General features: G+C 60.8%; 18 protein-coding genes. 15 read left to right on the top strand and 3 right to left on the bottom strand.

What is annotated here, in order from left to right:
• Nucleotides 1–7: 7 nt before the first annotated feature.
• The 3 genes from HHL24_RS35035 to HHL24_RS35025 are packed head-to-tail and all read left to right on the top strand — an operon-like array spanning nt 8 to nt 2,339.
• On the top strand, nt 8–1,102 hold the full coding sequence (locus HHL24_RS35035; protein WP_169489853.1) for a branched-chain amino acid ABC transporter permease: 1,095 nt from the start codon (nt 8–10) through the stop codon (nt 1,100–1,102).
• An 8-nt stretch (nt 1,103–1,110) separates the two neighbouring features.
• On the top strand, nt 1,111–1,974 hold the full coding sequence (locus HHL24_RS35030) for an intradiol ring-cleavage dioxygenase (protein WP_169489852.1): 864 nt from the start codon (nt 1,111–1,113) through the stop codon (nt 1,972–1,974).
• 11 nt (nt 1,975–1,985) lie between these two features.
• Nucleotides 1,986–2,339 (top strand): Rieske (2Fe-2S) protein, encoded by a 354-nt coding sequence (locus HHL24_RS35025; protein ID WP_169489851.1) that lies wholly within the window; start codon nt 1,986–1,988, stop codon nt 2,337–2,339.
• Here the strand turns inward: HHL24_RS35025 and HHL24_RS35020 are convergent.
• Both HHL24_RS35020 and HHL24_RS35015 read right to left on the bottom strand, forming a co-directional pair.
• Entirely contained in the window at nt 2,336–2,743 is a 408-nt protein-coding gene (locus HHL24_RS35020; RefSeq protein ID WP_169489850.1) for a DoxX family protein, read from the bottom strand. The genes HHL24_RS35025 and HHL24_RS35020 overlap by 4 nt on opposite strands.
• Before the next feature lie 301 nt (nt 2,744–3,044).
• Nucleotides 3,045–3,947 carry a helix-turn-helix domain-containing protein gene (locus HHL24_RS35015; RefSeq protein ID WP_169489849.1) on the bottom strand — a complete coding sequence of 301 codons (903 nt, stop codon included), beginning with the start codon at nt 3,945–3,947 and terminating at the stop codon, nt 3,045–3,047.
• A 456-nt stretch (nt 3,948–4,403) separates the two neighbouring features.
• On the opposite strand from HHL24_RS35015, the gene HHL24_RS35010 reads away from it, so the two are divergent.
• The 9 genes from HHL24_RS35010 to HHL24_RS34970 all read left to right on the top strand — a co-directional run bounded on the left by HHL24_RS35010 (nt 4,404) and on the right by HHL24_RS34970 (nt 11,485).
• A complete protein-coding gene (locus HHL24_RS35010; RefSeq protein ID WP_169489848.1) occupies nt 4,404–5,270 on the top strand; it encodes a transporter in 867 nt (288 codons plus the stop codon).
• Between the two features lie 82 nt (nt 5,271–5,352).
• Nucleotides 5,353–7,089, top strand: coding sequence for an FAD-dependent oxidoreductase (locus HHL24_RS35005; RefSeq protein ID WP_169489847.1), 1,737 nt, complete (start codon nt 5,353–5,355; stop codon nt 7,087–7,089).
• Nucleotides 7,090–7,105: 16 nt separating this feature from the next.
• Entirely contained in the window at nt 7,106–7,492 is a 387-nt protein-coding gene (locus HHL24_RS35000; RefSeq protein ID WP_230417693.1) for a c-type cytochrome, read from the top strand.
• Between the two features lie 15 nt (nt 7,493–7,507).
• On the top strand, nt 7,508–7,945 hold the full coding sequence (locus HHL24_RS34995; protein ID WP_169489846.1) for a nuclear transport factor 2 family protein: 438 nt from the start codon (nt 7,508–7,510) through the stop codon (nt 7,943–7,945).
• Nucleotides 7,946–8,282: 337 nt separating this feature from the next.
• Nucleotides 8,283–9,125 carry a dioxygenase family protein gene (locus HHL24_RS34990; protein ID WP_169489874.1) on the top strand — a complete coding sequence of 281 codons (843 nt, stop codon included), beginning with the start codon at nt 8,283–8,285 and terminating at the stop codon, nt 9,123–9,125.
• 14 nt (nt 9,126–9,139) lie between these two features.
• Nucleotides 9,140–9,889 (top strand): SDR family NAD(P)-dependent oxidoreductase, encoded by a 750-nt coding sequence (locus tag HHL24_RS34985; protein ID WP_169489845.1) that lies wholly within the window; start codon nt 9,140–9,142, stop codon nt 9,887–9,889.
• A 17-nt stretch (nt 9,890–9,906) separates the two neighbouring features.
• Nucleotides 9,907–10,836 carry a BKACE family enzyme gene (locus HHL24_RS34980; protein WP_169489844.1) on the top strand — a complete coding sequence of 310 codons (930 nt, stop codon included), beginning with the start codon at nt 9,907–9,909 and terminating at the stop codon, nt 10,834–10,836.
• A gap of 20 nt (nt 10,837–10,856) precedes the next feature.
• The gene (locus HHL24_RS34975; protein ID WP_169489843.1) at nt 10,857–11,138 is read left to right on the top strand and encodes a hypothetical protein; all 282 of its coding nucleotides are present in this window, start codon (nt 10,857–10,859) and stop codon (nt 11,136–11,138) included.
• A complete protein-coding gene (locus tag HHL24_RS34970) occupies nt 11,135–11,485 on the top strand; it encodes a cupin domain-containing protein (protein WP_169489842.1) in 351 nt (116 codons plus the stop codon). The genes HHL24_RS34975 and HHL24_RS34970 overlap by 4 nt, the downstream gene beginning before the upstream one ends.
• Before the next feature lie 135 nt (nt 11,486–11,620).
• On the opposite strand, the gene HHL24_RS34965 is transcribed toward HHL24_RS34970, so the two are convergent.
• Nucleotides 11,621–12,709 (bottom strand): LacI family DNA-binding transcriptional regulator, encoded by a 1,089-nt coding sequence (locus HHL24_RS34965; protein ID WP_169489841.1) that lies wholly within the window; start codon nt 12,707–12,709, stop codon nt 11,621–11,623.
• A gap of 432 nt (nt 12,710–13,141) precedes the next feature.
• On the opposite strand from HHL24_RS34965, the gene HHL24_RS34960 reads away from it, so the two are divergent.
• The 3 genes from HHL24_RS34960 (at nt 13,142) to HHL24_RS34950 (ending at nt 16,290) form a co-directional block, all read left to right on the top strand.
• Nucleotides 13,142–13,666 carry a GlcG/HbpS family heme-binding protein gene (locus HHL24_RS34960; protein ID WP_230417692.1) on the top strand — a complete coding sequence of 175 codons (525 nt, stop codon included), beginning with the start codon at nt 13,142–13,144 and terminating at the stop codon, nt 13,664–13,666.
• Nucleotides 13,667–13,705: 39 nt separating this feature from the next.
• Nucleotides 13,706–14,908 (top strand): acetamidase/formamidase family protein, encoded by a 1,203-nt coding sequence (locus HHL24_RS34955; RefSeq protein WP_169489840.1) that lies wholly within the window; start codon nt 13,706–13,708, stop codon nt 14,906–14,908.
• 101 nt (nt 14,909–15,009) lie between these two features.
• Nucleotides 15,010–16,290 (top strand): MFS transporter, encoded by a 1,281-nt coding sequence (locus tag HHL24_RS34950; protein ID WP_169489839.1) that lies wholly within the window; start codon nt 15,010–15,012, stop codon nt 16,288–16,290.
• Nucleotides 16,291–16,306: the final 16 nt, after the last annotated feature.

The raw sequence follows: 16,306 nt of genomic DNA, 5'->3' as shown, positions 1-16,306 counted from the left end.
GCCCGACATGACAATGCATTTGAACAGGCCCATTGCGGGCTTTGAAGTGCGGCGCGCCACGCGTGCGAGCCGCGTGGCGATGATCGTGTTGCTGATCGTCGCGCTGGCGGTGGCGAGCGCACCATGGTGGGCCGGGCGTGATGCGATGCACGAATTTGTGCAGCTCGCGTCGTATCTGGTGTTCGCGTTGATGTGGAATCTGCTCGCAGGTTATGGCGGGATGGTGTCGATCGGACAGCAGGCGTTCTTTGGGATCGGCGGCTACGGGATGCTGATTCTCGCGAACTATTGCGGTATCTCGCCGTTCGTGGCTGTGCCGATCGCAGCGGTCATTGCGACGGTCGTGGCGGTTCCGGTATCGCTCGTCGCGTTCCGGCTGGAAGGCGGCTACTTCGCGATCGGCACATGGGTGATTGCGGAAGTGTTCCGGCTGAGTGTGGCGAATGTGTCGGTGCTCGGCGGTGGCTCGGGCACGAGCCTTACCGCGCTGCAGGACGTGCCACGTGTGTTGCGCGAATCGCTGACCTTATGGCTCGCACTTGCCATCGTCGCGGCGGCGATCGGACTGCTGTATCTGTTCCTGCGCTCGAAAGCCGGTCTCGCGTTGACCGCGATGCGCGACAACCCGGTGGCGGCCAGCAGTCAGGGCGTCGATGTGAAGCGTGCGCGGTTGATCGTCTATCTGGTCTGCGCGTGCGGCACGGCGTTGGCCGGCGGCCTATACTTCATCGGCAACCTGCGCATTTCGCCCGATGCCGCGTTCTCGGTGAACTGGACCGCGTTCGGCATTTTTATCGTGATGATTGGCGGCCTCGGCACGCTCGAAGGACCGATCGTCGGCGCGCTGATTTTCTTTGTGCTGAACCGGTTCCTGTCCGATTTCGGCACCTGGTACCTGATCGGACTCGGCGCGCTCGCGATTGTCGTGACAATGTTCTTTCCGCAAGGCCTATGGGGCTTCGTGTCACGCCGCTATGGTCTGCAATTATTCCCCGTGGGACGGCGCGTCGTGTTTGTCGACGCCGGCCCTTCACAGCAAGCAACGCATCACGACGCATCGACCGACTCCGTCGAAGCGCCGTCGACTCCCCACCGCGCATGAGGTCGATCATGAACGAAGAAACCGTCCATCCGCTGACGCAGAACGTGCTCAAGACTTTTGCCGACTGCACCGATCCGCGTCTGAAGCAGATCATGAACTCGCTGGTCAAGCATCTGCACGCGTTTGCCAGCGAGGTCGATTTGACCGGCGACGAATGGCGTCGAGGCATCGAGTTTCTGACCGCGACCGGCAAGCAGTGCAGCGGTATCCGCCAGGAGTTCATCTTGCTGTCGGACACGCTCGGCTTGTCGATCATGGTTGATGCAATCAATCACGGACGCAAGGGCGACACCACCGAAAGCAGCCTGCTTGGCCCGTTCTATCGCGAGGGGGCCAAGGATGAAGCTTACGGTGCCAACATCGCGCGTACCGAAGGCGAGCCGACGTTGATTCACGGCCGCCTCGTCGACGACAGCGGCGCGCCGGTGAGCGGTGCGCTAATCGAGGTGTGGGAAACGGCGAATAACGGCATGTACGAAGGCCAGGACCCCGACCAACCCGAAAGCAATCTGCGCGGCAAATTCCGCTCCGGACCAAACGGCGAATACGCGTTCCGGACCATCAAGCCGACCAGCTATCCGATCCCCACCGACGGCCCGGTTGGAAAAATGCTGATGGCGACCGGACGTCATCCGATGCGGCCTGCCCACGTGCACTTCCTCATCGAAGCACCGGGGTACGAGACGCTCACGACCGCGCTGTACTCCAAGGGCGACCCGTATGTCGATTCGGACGCGGTATTCGGCTCGAAGCCCTCGCTCGTGATCGACTACGTGCCGAACCACAGCGCGGCTGCCGCAAAGGAATGGGACTTGCCGAGCCCATTCTTCGAAGTCCAGCGCGACTTCGTGCTGTCCCAATCACGTGTTTAAGGAATAGCGCCATGAACGCGGCGAGTCCCGAACCCCTTACGAGCTTCCTGTGCACGCTCGACGACATTCCTGACGGCGGCGCGCTTGAAATTGCGGCTGAACAAGCCGGCGCACCGGGCATCGTCGTATTGCGCCGGGGCGACGACGCCTGGGCGTATCGCAACGTCTGCCCGCACTTTTCGATTCCGCTGAACTACGAGCCGAACACGTTCTGGGCCTACGACGCCGAATTGCTGATGTGCGCGCATCACAGCGCGATGTTCCGGTTCGAAGACGGCGTGTGCATCGACGGCCCATGTCAGGGGGCGGCGCTCACACGCGTCGCCATTCGTATCGAGCAGCGAAACATATCTGCGCTGTCTTAGCTACCGACCAGCGCAAACAGGGTGTAGCGGCCGGGGCCCGCGATCGCAATCGTGCCGAACAGAACCAGCAGCATCCACGCGAACTGAGCTTGCTGAGGCGTCCATTCCGGATGCACGCGCACCAGCGCGATAGCTGTGAGGACCATCACCGGCAGCGCCGCAAAACGGGTGCCGAGGCCGGCGATCATAAAGAGTGGACACACCACCTCCGCGAAGATCGCGAAGCAAATCGTCAGCATCTTACCGAGATGAAACGGGTCTTCGATCGCCGACTCTTCGCTCGTGAAGTGCCTCAACTTGGGTAAGCCGTGGACGATCATCAATACGAGACTCGCCCCGATCCGCAAATACAGCAGACCAAGGTCGGTGGCGCTTGCGGTGATCTGAGCCAAACTTATTCCCATTGTCGATCGTCCCGTATCCTGCGTTTAAACGCGAAACAGCTGCACCCCAGAGCGCCCCGGAAACCGTTGGTGTTCGCCGGTCGGGATGTTGCTGCGCCAAGCCCACCTATGCACGCGTGCCCACGGGGGTCAATGGTTCGCAACCGGCATCCGGGTCGGAATCCACGTTACTCAATTCAGACCTTTAAAGTCATGAAACTGACCTGAAACGTTATTAAGCGGCAACGTTAAGCGGAGCCTGCGTGTTGGCAACGGGGCTCACATCACTCGCATGCGCTTGCTGGCTGCCTTTCGCGCCATCTTATGGCGCGCTGCAGGTCAGCGACGATGTCAGCTTCGCGGTCGAACGCGGCGAGACATGCTCCTTCCGGACGCGCAGCGGCGTCACGCCGAGTCGTTCTGAGAACAGTGCCGTCATATGTTGCTGCGACGAAAATCCACAAGAAACCGCCACGTCGCAAATTGAAAGATCGGTGTCGCGCAGCAGTTGCTGCGCGAGGTCAATACGCCGCTCGAGCACCAGCCGATACAGCGAATAGCCGGTGCGCGCCTTGACCCCGTCGAACACCACACGCACCGGCAGACCGAGTGCTCCCGCAATATCCGCGCAGGTCACGCTGCGCTCGAGATTTTCGGAGAGGTATTCGTTGAGCCGCTCGAACTCCGCATCCGACATCTTGAGCTTGCGTTGTCCACCCGTGCCATTCAGATGGCGGGTTGCCTCGAGGTAGGTGAGCGTCGCGAGGCAGTGCATTTCCCAGTGATTGACTCCCCCGGTCGACAATGCTCGTCCGCGGGCATAGCGGACCAGATGTTTGATGCCGTCTCCGCCGATGTTCTCGCGGCTTCCCGCGCAAATCGGCGCAGCGACGTTCTTGTCCGAGATGCCGCGCTGGAATTCGCCGGAATAACTGAATGCGATGAACCCGTGTCGAACCGTCTTTGCTTCGATCCGCATGCGGCTATTGCGTGGATGAAACGCGGCGGTTTCGGCATGAAAGGTGAGCGGGTTCGCTGGACCGTCATCGTATTGGGTCTGCGAGACGATCTCGCCAAGGACGAGGCAAATCACGTCCGACGTATGTGCGAAATCGAGTGAATAGGGTTGCGCGCCCGACACGCAATAGTCGAGGCCCGGCGCGCTGGCGACCATGCCAAATTGTTCCATCCCGCGACGGCCTGCCTGGTTTGCGTTTTGACTCATTCTTGTCTCCTGCCATTGAGCCGCCCGTCCTCGATCCGGCGGGACGATGTCTGATGATGCCGCTCGACTGAAGTATAGAAGAGGCCGCCGGCGCGCGGGGCGTCGGCGCCCTAGCCGAGGGTCGGAATACGCGAACGCCGCGTACGCTAATTGAAGGATAGTAGAAACACCTACACACCCGCCCACAGCCAACAGGCGCCCATAGTGACGCTCGCCGTCGGCCACGCCCGCGCACAGCTGCTTCGTTCGCCTTGGCAGGAATCTGACATCCCCCGAAATCTGAAAGACCGGCCAGGTTCACACGGCTAGTCTGCACTCCAAGGCCATAGCGGCGGATTGAAGAGAGTGGAGACTACGATGAAGACAAAGACGCAGAGAACCGGTGTCGCTCCCGCTACAGGAAGTTTACGGCGGAGCCGGAGGGTAGCGGGTGCGGTCGTCGGCGCCGCATGCACGATGCTGCCAATATTGCCGGCAACCGCCTCGGTGATTCCATTTGCGACCGACCGACCGCAAACGTGGCAGTTCAGCTCAGACTTCGACGAACCCTACAGCTCGTTCGGGCAAAACGTCCAGTGGAACCACGATAGCCGCGCATTCGATGCAAACGGCAATCAGGTCGCCGGACCGGGCACGAATACATTTGTCGGACTGTCGACCTTCATCCACTACTGGAAGCTGCCGTCGTTGCCGCATGTTGGGTTCAACGCGAGCATCACGCTGCCCGAGGTGCGCACCGAGGGCTCGCATTTTTCGGCTAGCGGTATTGGCGATCCGCTGATCGGTGGGCTTGTCTGGTACAACCCCGCGCCCGCGACTACGGTAGGTTTTCAGACCTACGTTCAGGTGCCGATCGGCCAGCAGAGCGTGTCGACTGACACGTGGTCGGTCTGGCCGTCGGTCTTTTACGACGACTGGTTCGGCCACGTGAACGTAGACCTGCTGGTCGGCGGCATTCTGCGCGGGCGCACGCTGCGCTCGGGCAGCGACGACCTTAGCAATGGCGACACCTTCCACCTGAACCTGCGTGTCGGCTACAGCATCTCGTCGCCGGACAATCCGTTTGCCATTCCGTTTGTGTCGCTTGATCACCAGCGCAGCGGCGGCACGTTCGACCGCACGACCGGTCTCGCAATTCCGAACTCGGCCAGCCGCGAAACCGCGGTCGGCGCCGGCGTGCTGTTCCAGTTCAAGCCGAACAGCCTGCCGTTCGTCCACCAGAAGATGTACGACCAGTTGTCGATCCAGTATTCACACTCGGTGTCGGGCCGCAACACGACATTGACCAAGGGCCTGTATGTGCAGGTCTGGCACTACTGGTAAGACGCTTTCGCGGTTCCTGCCGCGCTCATTCAAATAAATGCAGAACGATCCATCAACGCAGAACAGATCCACGGAGACAATCATGACTCAGGATAACGGCTCAGAACAGCGCGCCCACTCGCGCCGCAATTTCATCAAAGCCGCGGGCGCCGGAACGGCAGCGGCGGCATTCGGCGCTGTCTCACTGTCTGCCAGCGCCGCGGCCAACCTCAAGTTCGACGCCGAGTACGACGTCGTCGTCTGCGGCGGTGGAGGTGGCGGATTGCCTTGCGCGCTCTTTTCGCGCTGGCTCGGCAATCGCGTCGCCATTCTCGAGAAGGCGGGCAGCGTAGGCGGTACCGCAGCGAAGGCCGCGTTCTGGTACTGGGTGCCGAACAACGAGGCGATGAAGCGCGCCGGCATCGCCGACCCCAAGCCTGACTTCCTGAAATACGTTGCCCGGCTGTCGCGGCCTGAACAGTACGACTCGTCGCTACCGAAGCTCGGCCTCTCGGACTGGGAGTATGAGATGTGCGAGGCCATCTATGACAGCGCATCGCCGGCGGCGGAACTGCTCGCGAGCAAGGGCGCGCTGCCGTATCGCCATGAGGCGGCGGTCCCCGACTACTGGGCCGAACTGCCGGAAGACAAGGCGCCTCGCGGCCGTGTGCTGTTTCCGAAAGACGGACTGCCGAGCATGTCCGACGGCGGCCGCGTCGCGATCCGCACGATGAGTACTGCAGCGAGACGGGACGGTGTCGAGATCCGCACCGGCTACCGCGTCCAGAAAGTGTTGCTGAACAGCGCGGGCGCGGTCATTGGTGTGGAGGCATTGACGGAAGAGGGCACGACGTTTCGCGCCCGCGCGAAGAAGGCCGTGGTCTTCGCGACTGGCGGCTTTACGCATGACCCGGAACTGCGCAAGAACTTCCTGCACGGCGCCGTTTACGGCGGCTGTGCGGCGTTGACCAATGAGGGTGATTTCGTGCGCATCTCCAGCGCGCTCGACGTGCAGTTGCGCAACATGAACTATTCCTGGATGGCACCGATCTCGCTTGAGAAGGCGATCGCAAAGGACGGTTCGCTCTCGGGCATCTTCACGCCAACCGGCGATTCGATGATCTACGTGAACAAGCACGGCAAACGCGTGGTCAACGAAAAGCTCGCGTACAACGAGATTTGCGCGACTTTTTCCGAATGGGACGGCGCCAAAGGCGAGTATCCAAACCTCGCATTGATTTCGATCTGGGACCAGCAGGCACAGGACAACTGCGCGAGCGACGACTACGGCAGCCTGATCGTGCCGCCCGGCTCGAACGACCGTCACGTGATTCGCGGCAACACCCTGGCGGAGCTTGCTACGGCGATTCGTGAGCGGCTTGCGAAGTACAAGAGCGCGATCGGCGGCATGGATCTGAGCGACGACTTCGTCGACAACCTGCAGGCAACGCTTAAACGATTCAACGGCTTCGCACAGGCCGGTAAGGATGCGGACTTCCATCGCGGTGAGCGCGTCGTCGAGAAGCTCTTCAACGGCTCGATCAGTAAGAAGGCGAACCAGAAGAACGAAACGATGTGGCCGATCAGCACGAAGGGACCTTATTACGCGGCGCTGATCGTCGCCGGCAATCTCGATACCAAAGGGGGGCCGAAGACCAATTCGAATGGCCAGGTGCTGGACGTTGGCGGCAAACCAATCAAGGGGCTCTACGGAATCGGCAACTGCGTCGCGTCGGCCTCGGCACGCGCCTATTGGGCTGGCGGCGGCACTTTGGGCCCGATCCTCGCATTCGCGTATCGGGCGGCTAATACCGCCCACACCGAGTCTGCATCAACGTAACGACTGGAGACGAACCATGCGTCATATTCAGATCATGTCGATTGCTCTGGCGGCATGCCTCTCGCTCGCCACGCTCACCGCGCGTTCCCAGGACGAAATCGCACTGGGCAAAACGCTGACGACAAACAACTGCGCCGTGTGCCATACGTTCGGCCAGGGCGAGCCGAACGGTCAGGGACCCAACCTGTTCGGAATCATCGGCAGGCCCCTCGCCGCGGCGCCCGGGTTCAAGTATTCCGCTGGGATGAAAGCGGCCGCGGCGGGCAAAGTGTGGGACGACAAGCTGCTGGACCAGTGGCTTACGGACACGCAAGCGGTCGCGCCGGGCAACGCGATGACCTATTTTGAAGGCGACGAAGCAAGACGCAGGAAGATCATTGCTTATCTACGTACGTTGCATTAACCGAGTGAGGTAATCATGGAAATCAGGACGATGACAGACGAGCAACGCAAAGCAATCGCACTCGACTATCTGCGCAGGCTCGACCGCGGGCAATCCGTGTTCGATCTGTTCGACGATCATGCCGAGGTATTTTTCCCAAAGTGGGGCATCGCCACGGGCAGGGCAGCGTACGAAAAACTGTTCATGGACCTGGGCGCGATCGTGTCGAAATTCAAACACGATCTCGCCTATCTGAACGTGATCCAGCAAGGGGATACCGTGGTGGTCGAAGGTACCAGCTACGGAACGAGCAAAGGCGGCGTCGATTGGCGCGCGGGCGTCACGCATGCGGGCCGCTGGTGTGATGTGTTCGAAATCCGCGATTTTAAAATCCAGCGCTGCTTTATCTACCTCGACCCGGATTATGAAGATGCCGATACGGGACGGTATCCGTGGCTCGCAGGCGGGCGATAGACGCTAACTTGGCGCGGCATAGCCATTATCCCTTTGGCGGGGCGGCCGCGCCTGTTTCCGCGCCGCCTTCACCTACATTGCAACGCGGCGCGCGTATCGCAGAGGCGTGGTGTAAGGCATTCAGCTGCAATCGGTTGCGCGGTTTGCTTATTTTCGTATCGCCCTATCTACGCGGATAGTCAGGGTTAACTATGCGCTCTTTAGGCTTTGACATCGGAATATTTGCAAATTATTATGCAAACGATTGCACTGATGGAGGCGACCCGTGGAAGATTCAAACCATCTGAAGAATATCGTCGACGACGCCGCATCGATCACCGAGGTCGTCAAGGCGGCAATGAGCCGGACTGACAATCCCCGGCTCAAGGAGATCCTCGACGCGTTAGTGGAGCACGGCCACGCGTTCCTGAAGCAGGTGAAGCTGACCGACGAGGAATTCGAGAAGGGCCTTGATTTCGTGAGGGCGGTCGGTCTGGCTTGCAACGACAAGCACAATGAGGTCGTTCTGCTCGCCGACGTACTGGGTCTATCAACCCTGGTTACGTTGCTGAACAACTCGGACGCAAGCGGTCGCACGCCGGGCGCCCTATTGGGACCGTTCTACCGGGGTGACTCGCCGCAATACGCGAATGGCGAAAGCATCGCATGCAAGGACTCACCCGGCGCTCCGCTCTTCGTGGAGGGCCGCGTGCTCAACACCAAGGGGGAGCCAATTGCCAACGCTAAGGTCGACGTCTGGCAAGCCTCGCCGGTGGGTCTGTACGAAAACCAGGACTCCAGCCAGCCGGACAAGAACCTGCGCGGTCACTTCTACACCGACGGCGAGGGGCGTTTTACCTGCAGGAGCGTGCGCCCTGCGGGCTACCCTGTGCCCACCGACGGGCCGGTAGGCGTGCTGCTTGAAAAGCAGAATCGCCACCCGTTCCGGCCAGCGCATCTGCACTTCGTCATCTTCGCGGAAGGCTACGCGACCCTGGTCTCGCAAGTGTTCGCCGACGACTCGGAGCACCTGAATTCCGACGTCGTGTTTGGTGTCAATCGTTGTCTCGTCGGCACGTTCGAGCGTCACGATCCCGGCACGAGTCCGAAGCAAGACGTAGACGGGCTGTACTACACGCTCGACTACGACTTCGTTCTTGCCGAAGGAACGCCGACCTATCCCACTCCCCCCATCAAGTAACGAAGAGGTCTCACGTGTCAAACACACTTTCAGGGAAGGTCGCGGTCATCCTGGGCGGAACCGGAGGGATCGGCGCTGCCGCAGCCCACCGTCTTGGGCAAGCTGGCGCCCGCGTTGTAGTCGTCGGCCAGCATGACCTCGCTAAAGCGCAGCGCGTGGCCGACAATCTGCCGGGCGAGGGCCATAGCGCGGCGCTTGCGTCCATTACCGCGAGCGAGAGTCTGAACGCACTGGCCGGGCAGGTTCGTGACCGGTATGGCCGCGCGGATATTCTCGTGAACACGGCAGGTTTCACCCAGCCCATCAAGCATTCCGATCTGGATGCGCTCACCGACGAATTGATCGATGAGATTCTGAAGGTCAACTGGCGCGGGCAATTCGCGGCCATTCGCGCGTTCCGCGAACTGCTCGATGCGTCGGGGGACGGCCTGGTCGTCAACGTTTCATCGATTTCCGGCACGACGGGCTCCGGCAGCAACATCGCCTACTGCGCGGCCAAGGCCGGGCTTGACGTGATGGCGGCGTCGCTTGGCCGCGCACTTGCACCTCGTATTCGCGTCCTGAACGTGTCCCCCGGGGTGGTCGACACGTCATTCGTTCCCGGTCGTGGCGATGATTTCAACGAGAAGGTTGCGGCCACCACGCCGCTACGCCGCATCGGCACACCGGACGATATCGCAGCGGCCATCGAGGCCTGCGCCACTCATCTGAAATTCAGCACTGGGGTGACCATCGTCGTGGACGGTGGCCGTCGTCTGAACTAGTTGCAGCGAGGCCCAACATGCATTCCCGCAAGACCATCATCACCTGCGCTGTAACAGGCAATATCACCAAACCGGAGCAACATCCGGGGCTGCCGATCACACCCGCGCAAATCGCGACCGCCTCGCTTGACGCCGCACGCGCCGGCGCGGCCGCCGTTCACATTCACGTGCGTGATCCCGAAACGGGGCGGCCGTCGATGGACGTGGCGCTTTACCGGGAAGTCATCGAGCGCATCCGCGCGGTGGACGTCGATCTCATCATCAATCTGACCACCGGTCCGGGCGGCCGCTTTATCCCAAGCGACGACGACCCGCGAGTCGCGGCGCCAGGCACCACCTTGCTGCCGCCGGAAAGGCGCGTCGAGCACATTCTCGAACTCAAGCCGGACATCTGCAGTCTCGACCTGAACACCATGAACTCCGGTGGCGACGTTGTCATCAATACACCTAAGAATGTCACGCGCATGGCCAACGTCATCCGCGAGGCGGGCGTCAAGCCTGAGCTCGAGATTTTCGACTCCGGCGACTTGCACCTCGCGCTGGACCTGATCAAGGAAGGCGTTCTCGACGGGCCGGGGCTTTGGACCTTGGTGATGGGCGTCAAATACGGCTTCTCGGCCAGTCCGGAAACGCTTCTCTACGCACGTAACCTGCTACCCCGTCAGGCCGTCTGGTCGGCCTTCGGTGTCGGCCGCTTCGAATTCCCGATCGTGGCCCAGTCATGGTTGGCGGGCGGCCATGTCCGGGTCGGCCTGGAAGACAACATTTACATTGCCAAGGGCGTGCTCGCCAACAGCAATGCGGAGCTGGTCACGCGTGCGCGCGACATCGTGCATTCGCTGGGCGGTGAATTGGCGACCAGTCAGGAGGCTCGCGAGCTTCTGGGGCTGAGATCCGATGCGCGGCGCCAGCCGAGCGTTACAGAGCCGCTCGGCCTGTCATCTTGAGCTTTCAGAAAATTAAAAGAATGAAAACAGTTCGTGTCATGGAAAAGAGCGCCGATATCGACTCGCTCAATCTGCACATTGGCGCGCAAGATGCGCCGGACGTCGACGTTGCCGAGTGTCTCGTGCGCGTGGTGAGTGCGGCGGTGAATCCGAGCGACGTGAAGGCAGTGCTGGGCTTCGAGCATGGCACGTTAAAGCCGTTTCCCATCGTTGAAGATTTTGTCTTCGATCTGTCCGACGCGGCGCTAGCGTATCAGGGCGTTTTCCGCGGCGCGGCAAACCGGGTTCCGCTCAAGCCATGAACGTAACCCGCTTTGGCGAGGCGCCGGAATATTTTCCGCCTAACCACTTTTCAATGCGGTGCGTCCGGCTTCAAGGCCATGAAGCCGGACCGGCAGAGTCGCTGTGGCTAGGCGTTTCGGCGATCGAGCCTGGTGGCTACACCACATCGGATGCGTCGCACGTCGAAAAACATTATGTGGTGCTGGAAGGTGAAGTCACCGTGCTGACAGATGAAGGCGAAGTTGTACTCGCGGCCTTCGATTCGTGCCGCATTGCGCCGGGAGAGCGGCGGGCATTGCACAACCGTTCCCGCAGGCCGGCGAAGATTCTGCTTGCGATGCCATTCCTGCGGCCGGAGCACTGCTGATGAGCCGACGGCAGTGGTAACCGCCATGCCCCGCACGAATGGCTCGCGCGTCAACGCACGTTGCCTGAACGAGGCGATTCGAGCTGAAACACACGCGCATTGGTGGTTTCCGCCTGTGCGCCCTGGCAATGCGGCTCACTCCGCGGAAGCGGGCGCGGTTTTCGGTGCTCTCGTTCGCAGCGGCGTATTGCGTGGTGCGGCGGTCGAGCCGCGAACCATCAGTTCGGGAGGGAGCGTAATGCGGTGTGGGGCCGCGCCCGGCGTTGTAATCATCCCCAGCAGCAGTCTTGCGGCCTGCCGGCCCATTTCCCGATGCTGGATGCGCAGCGTGGTTAATGGCGGATGAAGCATGTCGAGAAGCGGCATGTCGTTGTGACCGATGAGAGAAATATCCTTCGGGCACACCAGGCGATGTTCCGCAAATACGTCATAGCATCCCAGCGCGATCAGGTCATTTGCGGCAATGATCGCGGTCACGTTTTTGTGCTCCTTCAACAGCTGGTCGCAGGCTGCCCGGCCAGCTTCACGTGTGAACTCGGCCGCCTCCAGAATGACGGTCCCGGTCAGCCGATGCTGCTGCGTCGCCATCTGGAAACCCTGGATTCGCGAGAGGCCGGTTGCCAGCCGCTCAGGGCCGGCGAGATGCGCGATCCGCTTGTGTCCCAGGTTGACCAGATGATCTACGGCAAGCTTCATGGAGAGGAAGTCATCATTGATCACTTCGGGAACCTGACCGCCTTCCTCCGCGCGATTCACCAGTACAACGGGTATGCCATCGAGAATGCAGCGTCGTACTAGCGGGTCGTGACGGGCTGCGGTTGCAAGGACCAGGCCGTCGACCTGGCGCTCGAGCATCTGTTCAAGCATGCGTTCCTGGTCTTTCAACGTTCCAACGGTGTTGGCGATCAGGACGCCATAGCCAACGGCCGCGAGTTCTTCTTCGATGCCGCAGACAATTGGCGGGAATACCGGGTTCTCGATATCGGGCAAGCACACCCCGACCACCCTCGACTGGCCGCCGCGGAGCGCGGATGCGAGCTTGTTCTGGCGGTAACCCAGCGATTTCGCGGACGCCAATACTCTGCGGACGACTTCGTCCCCAATCAGGTGACGGGTTGCAGGATTGAGAGCTCGCGAGACCGTCGACGCGTTGACAGACGCATGCAGCGCGACTTCGCGAATGGTGACGCGGCTCGTCGCGCGGGATTCTGATGATTTGGCCATGGAAGTAATTGTATAGGTGCAAAGGGTTGCCTTCAACGTTGCAGGTACAAACCCTATGCGCTGAGCGTCGCACACGAATTGACAACGATCTCTTTCGGGCTAGTATATGCAAACGATTGCATAAATTGTGCGTGGATTTGAATGCGCTTCCTGGAAGGACTCGCAGCGCAAGGCACCCGCATCAAAAGCAGTTGTGCCGGCGCCCGGATCAGGTCACCAGGGCGCTCAACTTTTGCGTGACGCTGGGGGCAATCGCCCTCAGCGATCAGACCGATCGAAAATTATCGGACTTGTTGGTAAGCGCGTGACCTTTCTGGTTACCGGGAGTTTCTTCCCCCAACCTAAGCTTCATCCATCGAGCGGTGCTCGAGGTGTCATAAAGAGGAGACCAGCTTGAAATTCTGTTGTCCCGACCCGTCAATCAGGGCTCTATTGGCCGCATTACTCTGTTCGGCATGCCTCGCTTTTCAGAGTGAAGTTTGTGCCGCTGACGTCACTCAGGCGCAGCAAACAGCGGACCCGATTACAAACTATTCGCTGAGCATCAAGCAGGCAATGAAGCTTGTTGAGATCGCAACAGCAACCGCGCAGAGCCGCCATCTTGCGATGAGTTTCGCCGTACTCGACCCGGGAGGCCACCTCATCATGGCAGTACGCATGGACGGCGCACCCTTTGCGAGCGTTGATTTCGCCCGCGGCAAAGCCTTCGCCTCCGTTGCGCTCGGTGGCCAGTCCGGCGCCACGCTGGAGCAGCGCTTCAAGGATGATCCTTCGGAGTACAGCAATGTTTCGGGTGCCGGGTATTTCGCCCCGTTTCTGCCGGCGCGGGGTGTGTTTCCTGTCTTTGTCGATGGGCATCTGTTAGGTGCCGTTGGCGCAAGCGGCGCACCCTCGGAGATCGATGACCAGGTGGTCAAGGGTGCAATCGAAGCAATCGGTGCAACGACTGTGCGATGACACGTCGTGTCTTATTGAAAAAACATTGGGAAGATTTTCATGAAACGCGAAACAGAACAACGCGATGCGGTGGGCGTGACGAGCGCCGCGGACGACCGGCATGCCTCGACCCGTGACGCCACCGACGCTTGCCGCCGATCGATCCTGAAGTTGGGTTTCGGCGCGTTTGCCGCGGGCGCTTTAGGTTTGTCGGGAGCAGTTCGCGCGCAGGGCAGCACGTCGCAAGGGGCGGCTGTTGCGGCAGCCTCGCGCGAAGGTCAGACCGTCAAACTGGTGCCGTCACTGGAGACGGTGAAGGTCGGGCAGATCGAGCCCAGCGCGCCGACGGCGGTCACGATCAAGTCGGGCGATACCGTCTGGTATGACGGCACGTGGACCAATTGGGGCAATGAGGCAACGTATGGGTTGACCTTCAAGGAGCGCGAGCCGATCCGCAAGAAGTACCCCAACGGTCCCTTCTCACTGATCGGGCCCGTTTCGATCATCGGTGCCGAAGCGGGCGATCTGGTCGAATGCCGTATGTTGAAGATGCGGCCGATCGATTGGGGTTGGAACTCCGCGCCTTCTGGCGTCGGCGCATTGCCGCACGATTTCAAGCCTTACCTGCGATATCTGAAATTCGACAAGGACAGGACTGCCGCCGCGTATGTGCCGGGCGTCAATATTCCGCTGAAGCCATTTCAGGCATATATCGCCGCGCAGCCAACCGGCGACAAACCTGTCAGCGCGAATCTGGCCGGCAATTATGGCGGCAATCTCGACTGTGCCGTGCTGGGTGTCGATACGTCGATCTTCCTGCCTGTCCAGGTGAGCGGTGCGAGGGTGTGGACGGGCGGCTCCATGGGGGCATCGGGTGAAGGCAACGTCGATCAGACCTCGATTGAGACGGCCTTTGAAGAGATGCGCATCCAGTACATCCTCCACAAGGGCGCCGCACTGAACGTGCCGATGGCGGAGACGCCTGAGCACTGGATCGGCTTCGGGTTTTCCGACTCCCTCGAGAACTCACTCGTGGCCTGCCTGCGCCAGATGATCAGTTGGCTGTCTACTGCCACCGGCATTGCACCGGAAGATTGCTACGGAATCTTTAGCGTCGCAGGTAGTTTCCGTGTGACGCAATACGCCAATCAAACCGGAACGGTCTACTCGACCATCCCGCCCAAGGGTATTCACTGCATGCTTCCCAAGCGCATTTTTTCCCCAGCGCTGCAAGCGCGCATCACAACGTCTATACGGACCTGAGCCCATGGGCGTGCGTCAGTTCGACAGGCGTTTGCTCATGCCTGACTACAGCATTTCAGCCGGGGCGCGTGCCCGTGCATGTATTGCAAGGAGATGATTCGATGAATGCGAAAGACCCGAAACCGTCGATAGAAGGCGGGCTGGCGAAAACACGCCGGGCAGGGCCTCTGCTGGCCCTGTTGGTGTGTTTCCTGGTGATCGTTCTGGACGGATTCAACACCACGTCGATCTCGTTTGTCGTGCCAAAGCTCGCTCATGAATGGCACCTGGCGCCGGCGCTCTTCACTACCGTTTTTGTGGCGACGAACATTGGCGCGGCGATCGGTTTCATGGTTTCCGGACCGCTCGCTCAACGTTTCGGGCACCGTTCCATTGGTGTCGCCAGCGTTGTGCTATTCGCCGGTAGCACGCTGCTGACCACCTATGCGAACAATATCGCCAGTTTGTCCGTCATGCGCCTCGCGGCGGCCATCGGTCTGGGCGCGGCGTTGCCGATCGCCATTACGGCGGCGGCCGGCATCATTGGCGCGAAGCATAAGGTGGCAGCGTCCTTGCTCATTACGACCGGCATGTCCGTGGGCGCAGTCACGGGCGGCGTGGCCGGTGGCCCTCTGATGGGTCACTTCGGCTGGCAATCTATCTTCGTGACTGGCGGTGTCCTTCCTTTCCTGCTGGTTCCCGCGTTTTTTCGCATCCTCGCGGCGCGCAGCCCGGTCGTAACCGATGTCGCAGCCGTGCGTGTGTCAAACCCGCTCAAGGCGCTGTTCGAAAATGGTCTGGGCGCCTACACGTGCCTGCTGTGGCTGTTTTCATTCCTGATCTTCATGGACGTCTATGCACTGCTGTTCTGGGTGCCGACGCTGCTGGTGGATTTCGGTTTCTCAGCGGACCATGCTTCGGTCGGCATGGCGGCCTTCAGTATCGGCGGTCTGAGCGGCAACATCCTGATGACCGGGGCGGTCGCCATGATGACGCTTGCTGGCAGGCTCAAGGTGAAATCGGCTCTGGTTCTGGGATTGTTGCTGGTGATACTTAGCATTACCGGCCTTAGCCAGGTGGCGGTGACGCCAGGCATCGTGTTGCTGCTCATCGGCGTGATCGGGGCCGGTCTGGTCAACGGCATCATGGGCCAGACGGCGCTCGCAGTCGCTTTCTATCCGCCGGAGATCCGCGCGACCGGGGTTGGCTGGGGGCATGCGATCGGGCGAGTCGGTTCCTTCGTGGGGCCGGCGATTGGAGGGGGCTTGCTGTCGCTCGGTTGGCCGGTACGCAATATCGTCCTCACCTCCGTTGTGCCCGCCGGCGCCGCGATCCTTGCGCTCGCCGCCTTATCGTTGATCGGTCGTAGAGCGGTTCAGAAACTTCCCGATCCAGCCTTTTAATCCAACGCAAAGACAT

The sequence above is a fragment of the Paraburkholderia polaris genome (assembly GCF_012927345.1).
Classification (GTDB): Bacteria; Pseudomonadota; Gammaproteobacteria; order Burkholderiales; family Burkholderiaceae; genus Paraburkholderia; species Paraburkholderia polaris.
This window is presented reverse-complemented; position numbering and strand designations above follow the sequence as displayed.

Bases quoted from the DNA above. Each gene is read 5' to 3' on its own strand.
- HHL24_RS35005 (WP_169489847.1), top strand. From the start codon at position 5,353: ATGACTCAGGATAACGGCTCAGAACAGCGCGCCCACTCGCGCCGCAAT.
- HHL24_RS35030 (WP_169489852.1), top strand. From the start codon at position 1,111: ATGAACGAAGAAACCGTCCATCCGCTGACGCAGAACGTGCTCAAGACT.
- HHL24_RS34955 (WP_169489840.1), top strand. From the start codon at position 13,706: ATGAAACGCGAAACAGAACAACGCGATGCGGTGGGCGTGACGAGCGCC.
- HHL24_RS34995 (WP_169489846.1), top strand. From the start codon at position 7,508: ATGGAAATCAGGACGATGACAGACGAGCAACGCAAAGCAATCGCACTC.
- HHL24_RS34970 (WP_169489842.1), top strand. From the start codon at position 11,135: ATGAACGTAACCCGCTTTGGCGAGGCGCCGGAATATTTTCCGCCTAAC.
- HHL24_RS35025 (WP_169489851.1), top strand. From the start codon at position 1,986: ATGAACGCGGCGAGTCCCGAACCCCTTACGAGCTTCCTGTGCACGCTC.
- HHL24_RS34980 (WP_169489844.1), top strand. From the start codon at position 9,907: ATGCATTCCCGCAAGACCATCATCACCTGCGCTGTAACAGGCAATATC.
- HHL24_RS34965 (WP_169489841.1), bottom strand. From the start codon at position 12,709: ATGGCCAAATCATCAGAATCCCGCGCGACGAGCCGCGTCACCATTCGC.
- HHL24_RS35010 (WP_169489848.1), top strand. From the start codon at position 4,404: ATGCTGCCAATATTGCCGGCAACCGCCTCGGTGATTCCATTTGCGACC.
- HHL24_RS34975 (WP_169489843.1), top strand. From the start codon at position 10,857: ATGAAAACAGTTCGTGTCATGGAAAAGAGCGCCGATATCGACTCGCTC.
- HHL24_RS34990 (WP_169489874.1), top strand. From the start codon at position 8,283: ATGAGCCGGACTGACAATCCCCGGCTCAAGGAGATCCTCGACGCGTTA.
- HHL24_RS35015 (WP_169489849.1), bottom strand. From the start codon at position 3,947: ATGAGTCAAAACGCAAACCAGGCAGGCCGTCGCGGGATGGAACAATTT.
- HHL24_RS35020 (WP_169489850.1), bottom strand. From the start codon at position 2,743: ATGGGAATAAGTTTGGCTCAGATCACCGCAAGCGCCACCGACCTTGGT.
- HHL24_RS34950 (WP_169489839.1), top strand. From the start codon at position 15,010: ATGAATGCGAAAGACCCGAAACCGTCGATAGAAGGCGGGCTGGCGAAA.
- HHL24_RS35035 (WP_169489853.1), top strand. From the start codon at position 8: ATGACAATGCATTTGAACAGGCCCATTGCGGGCTTTGAAGTGCGGCGC.
- HHL24_RS35000 (WP_230417693.1), top strand. From the start codon at position 7,106: ATGCGTCATATTCAGATCATGTCGATTGCTCTGGCGGCATGCCTCTCG.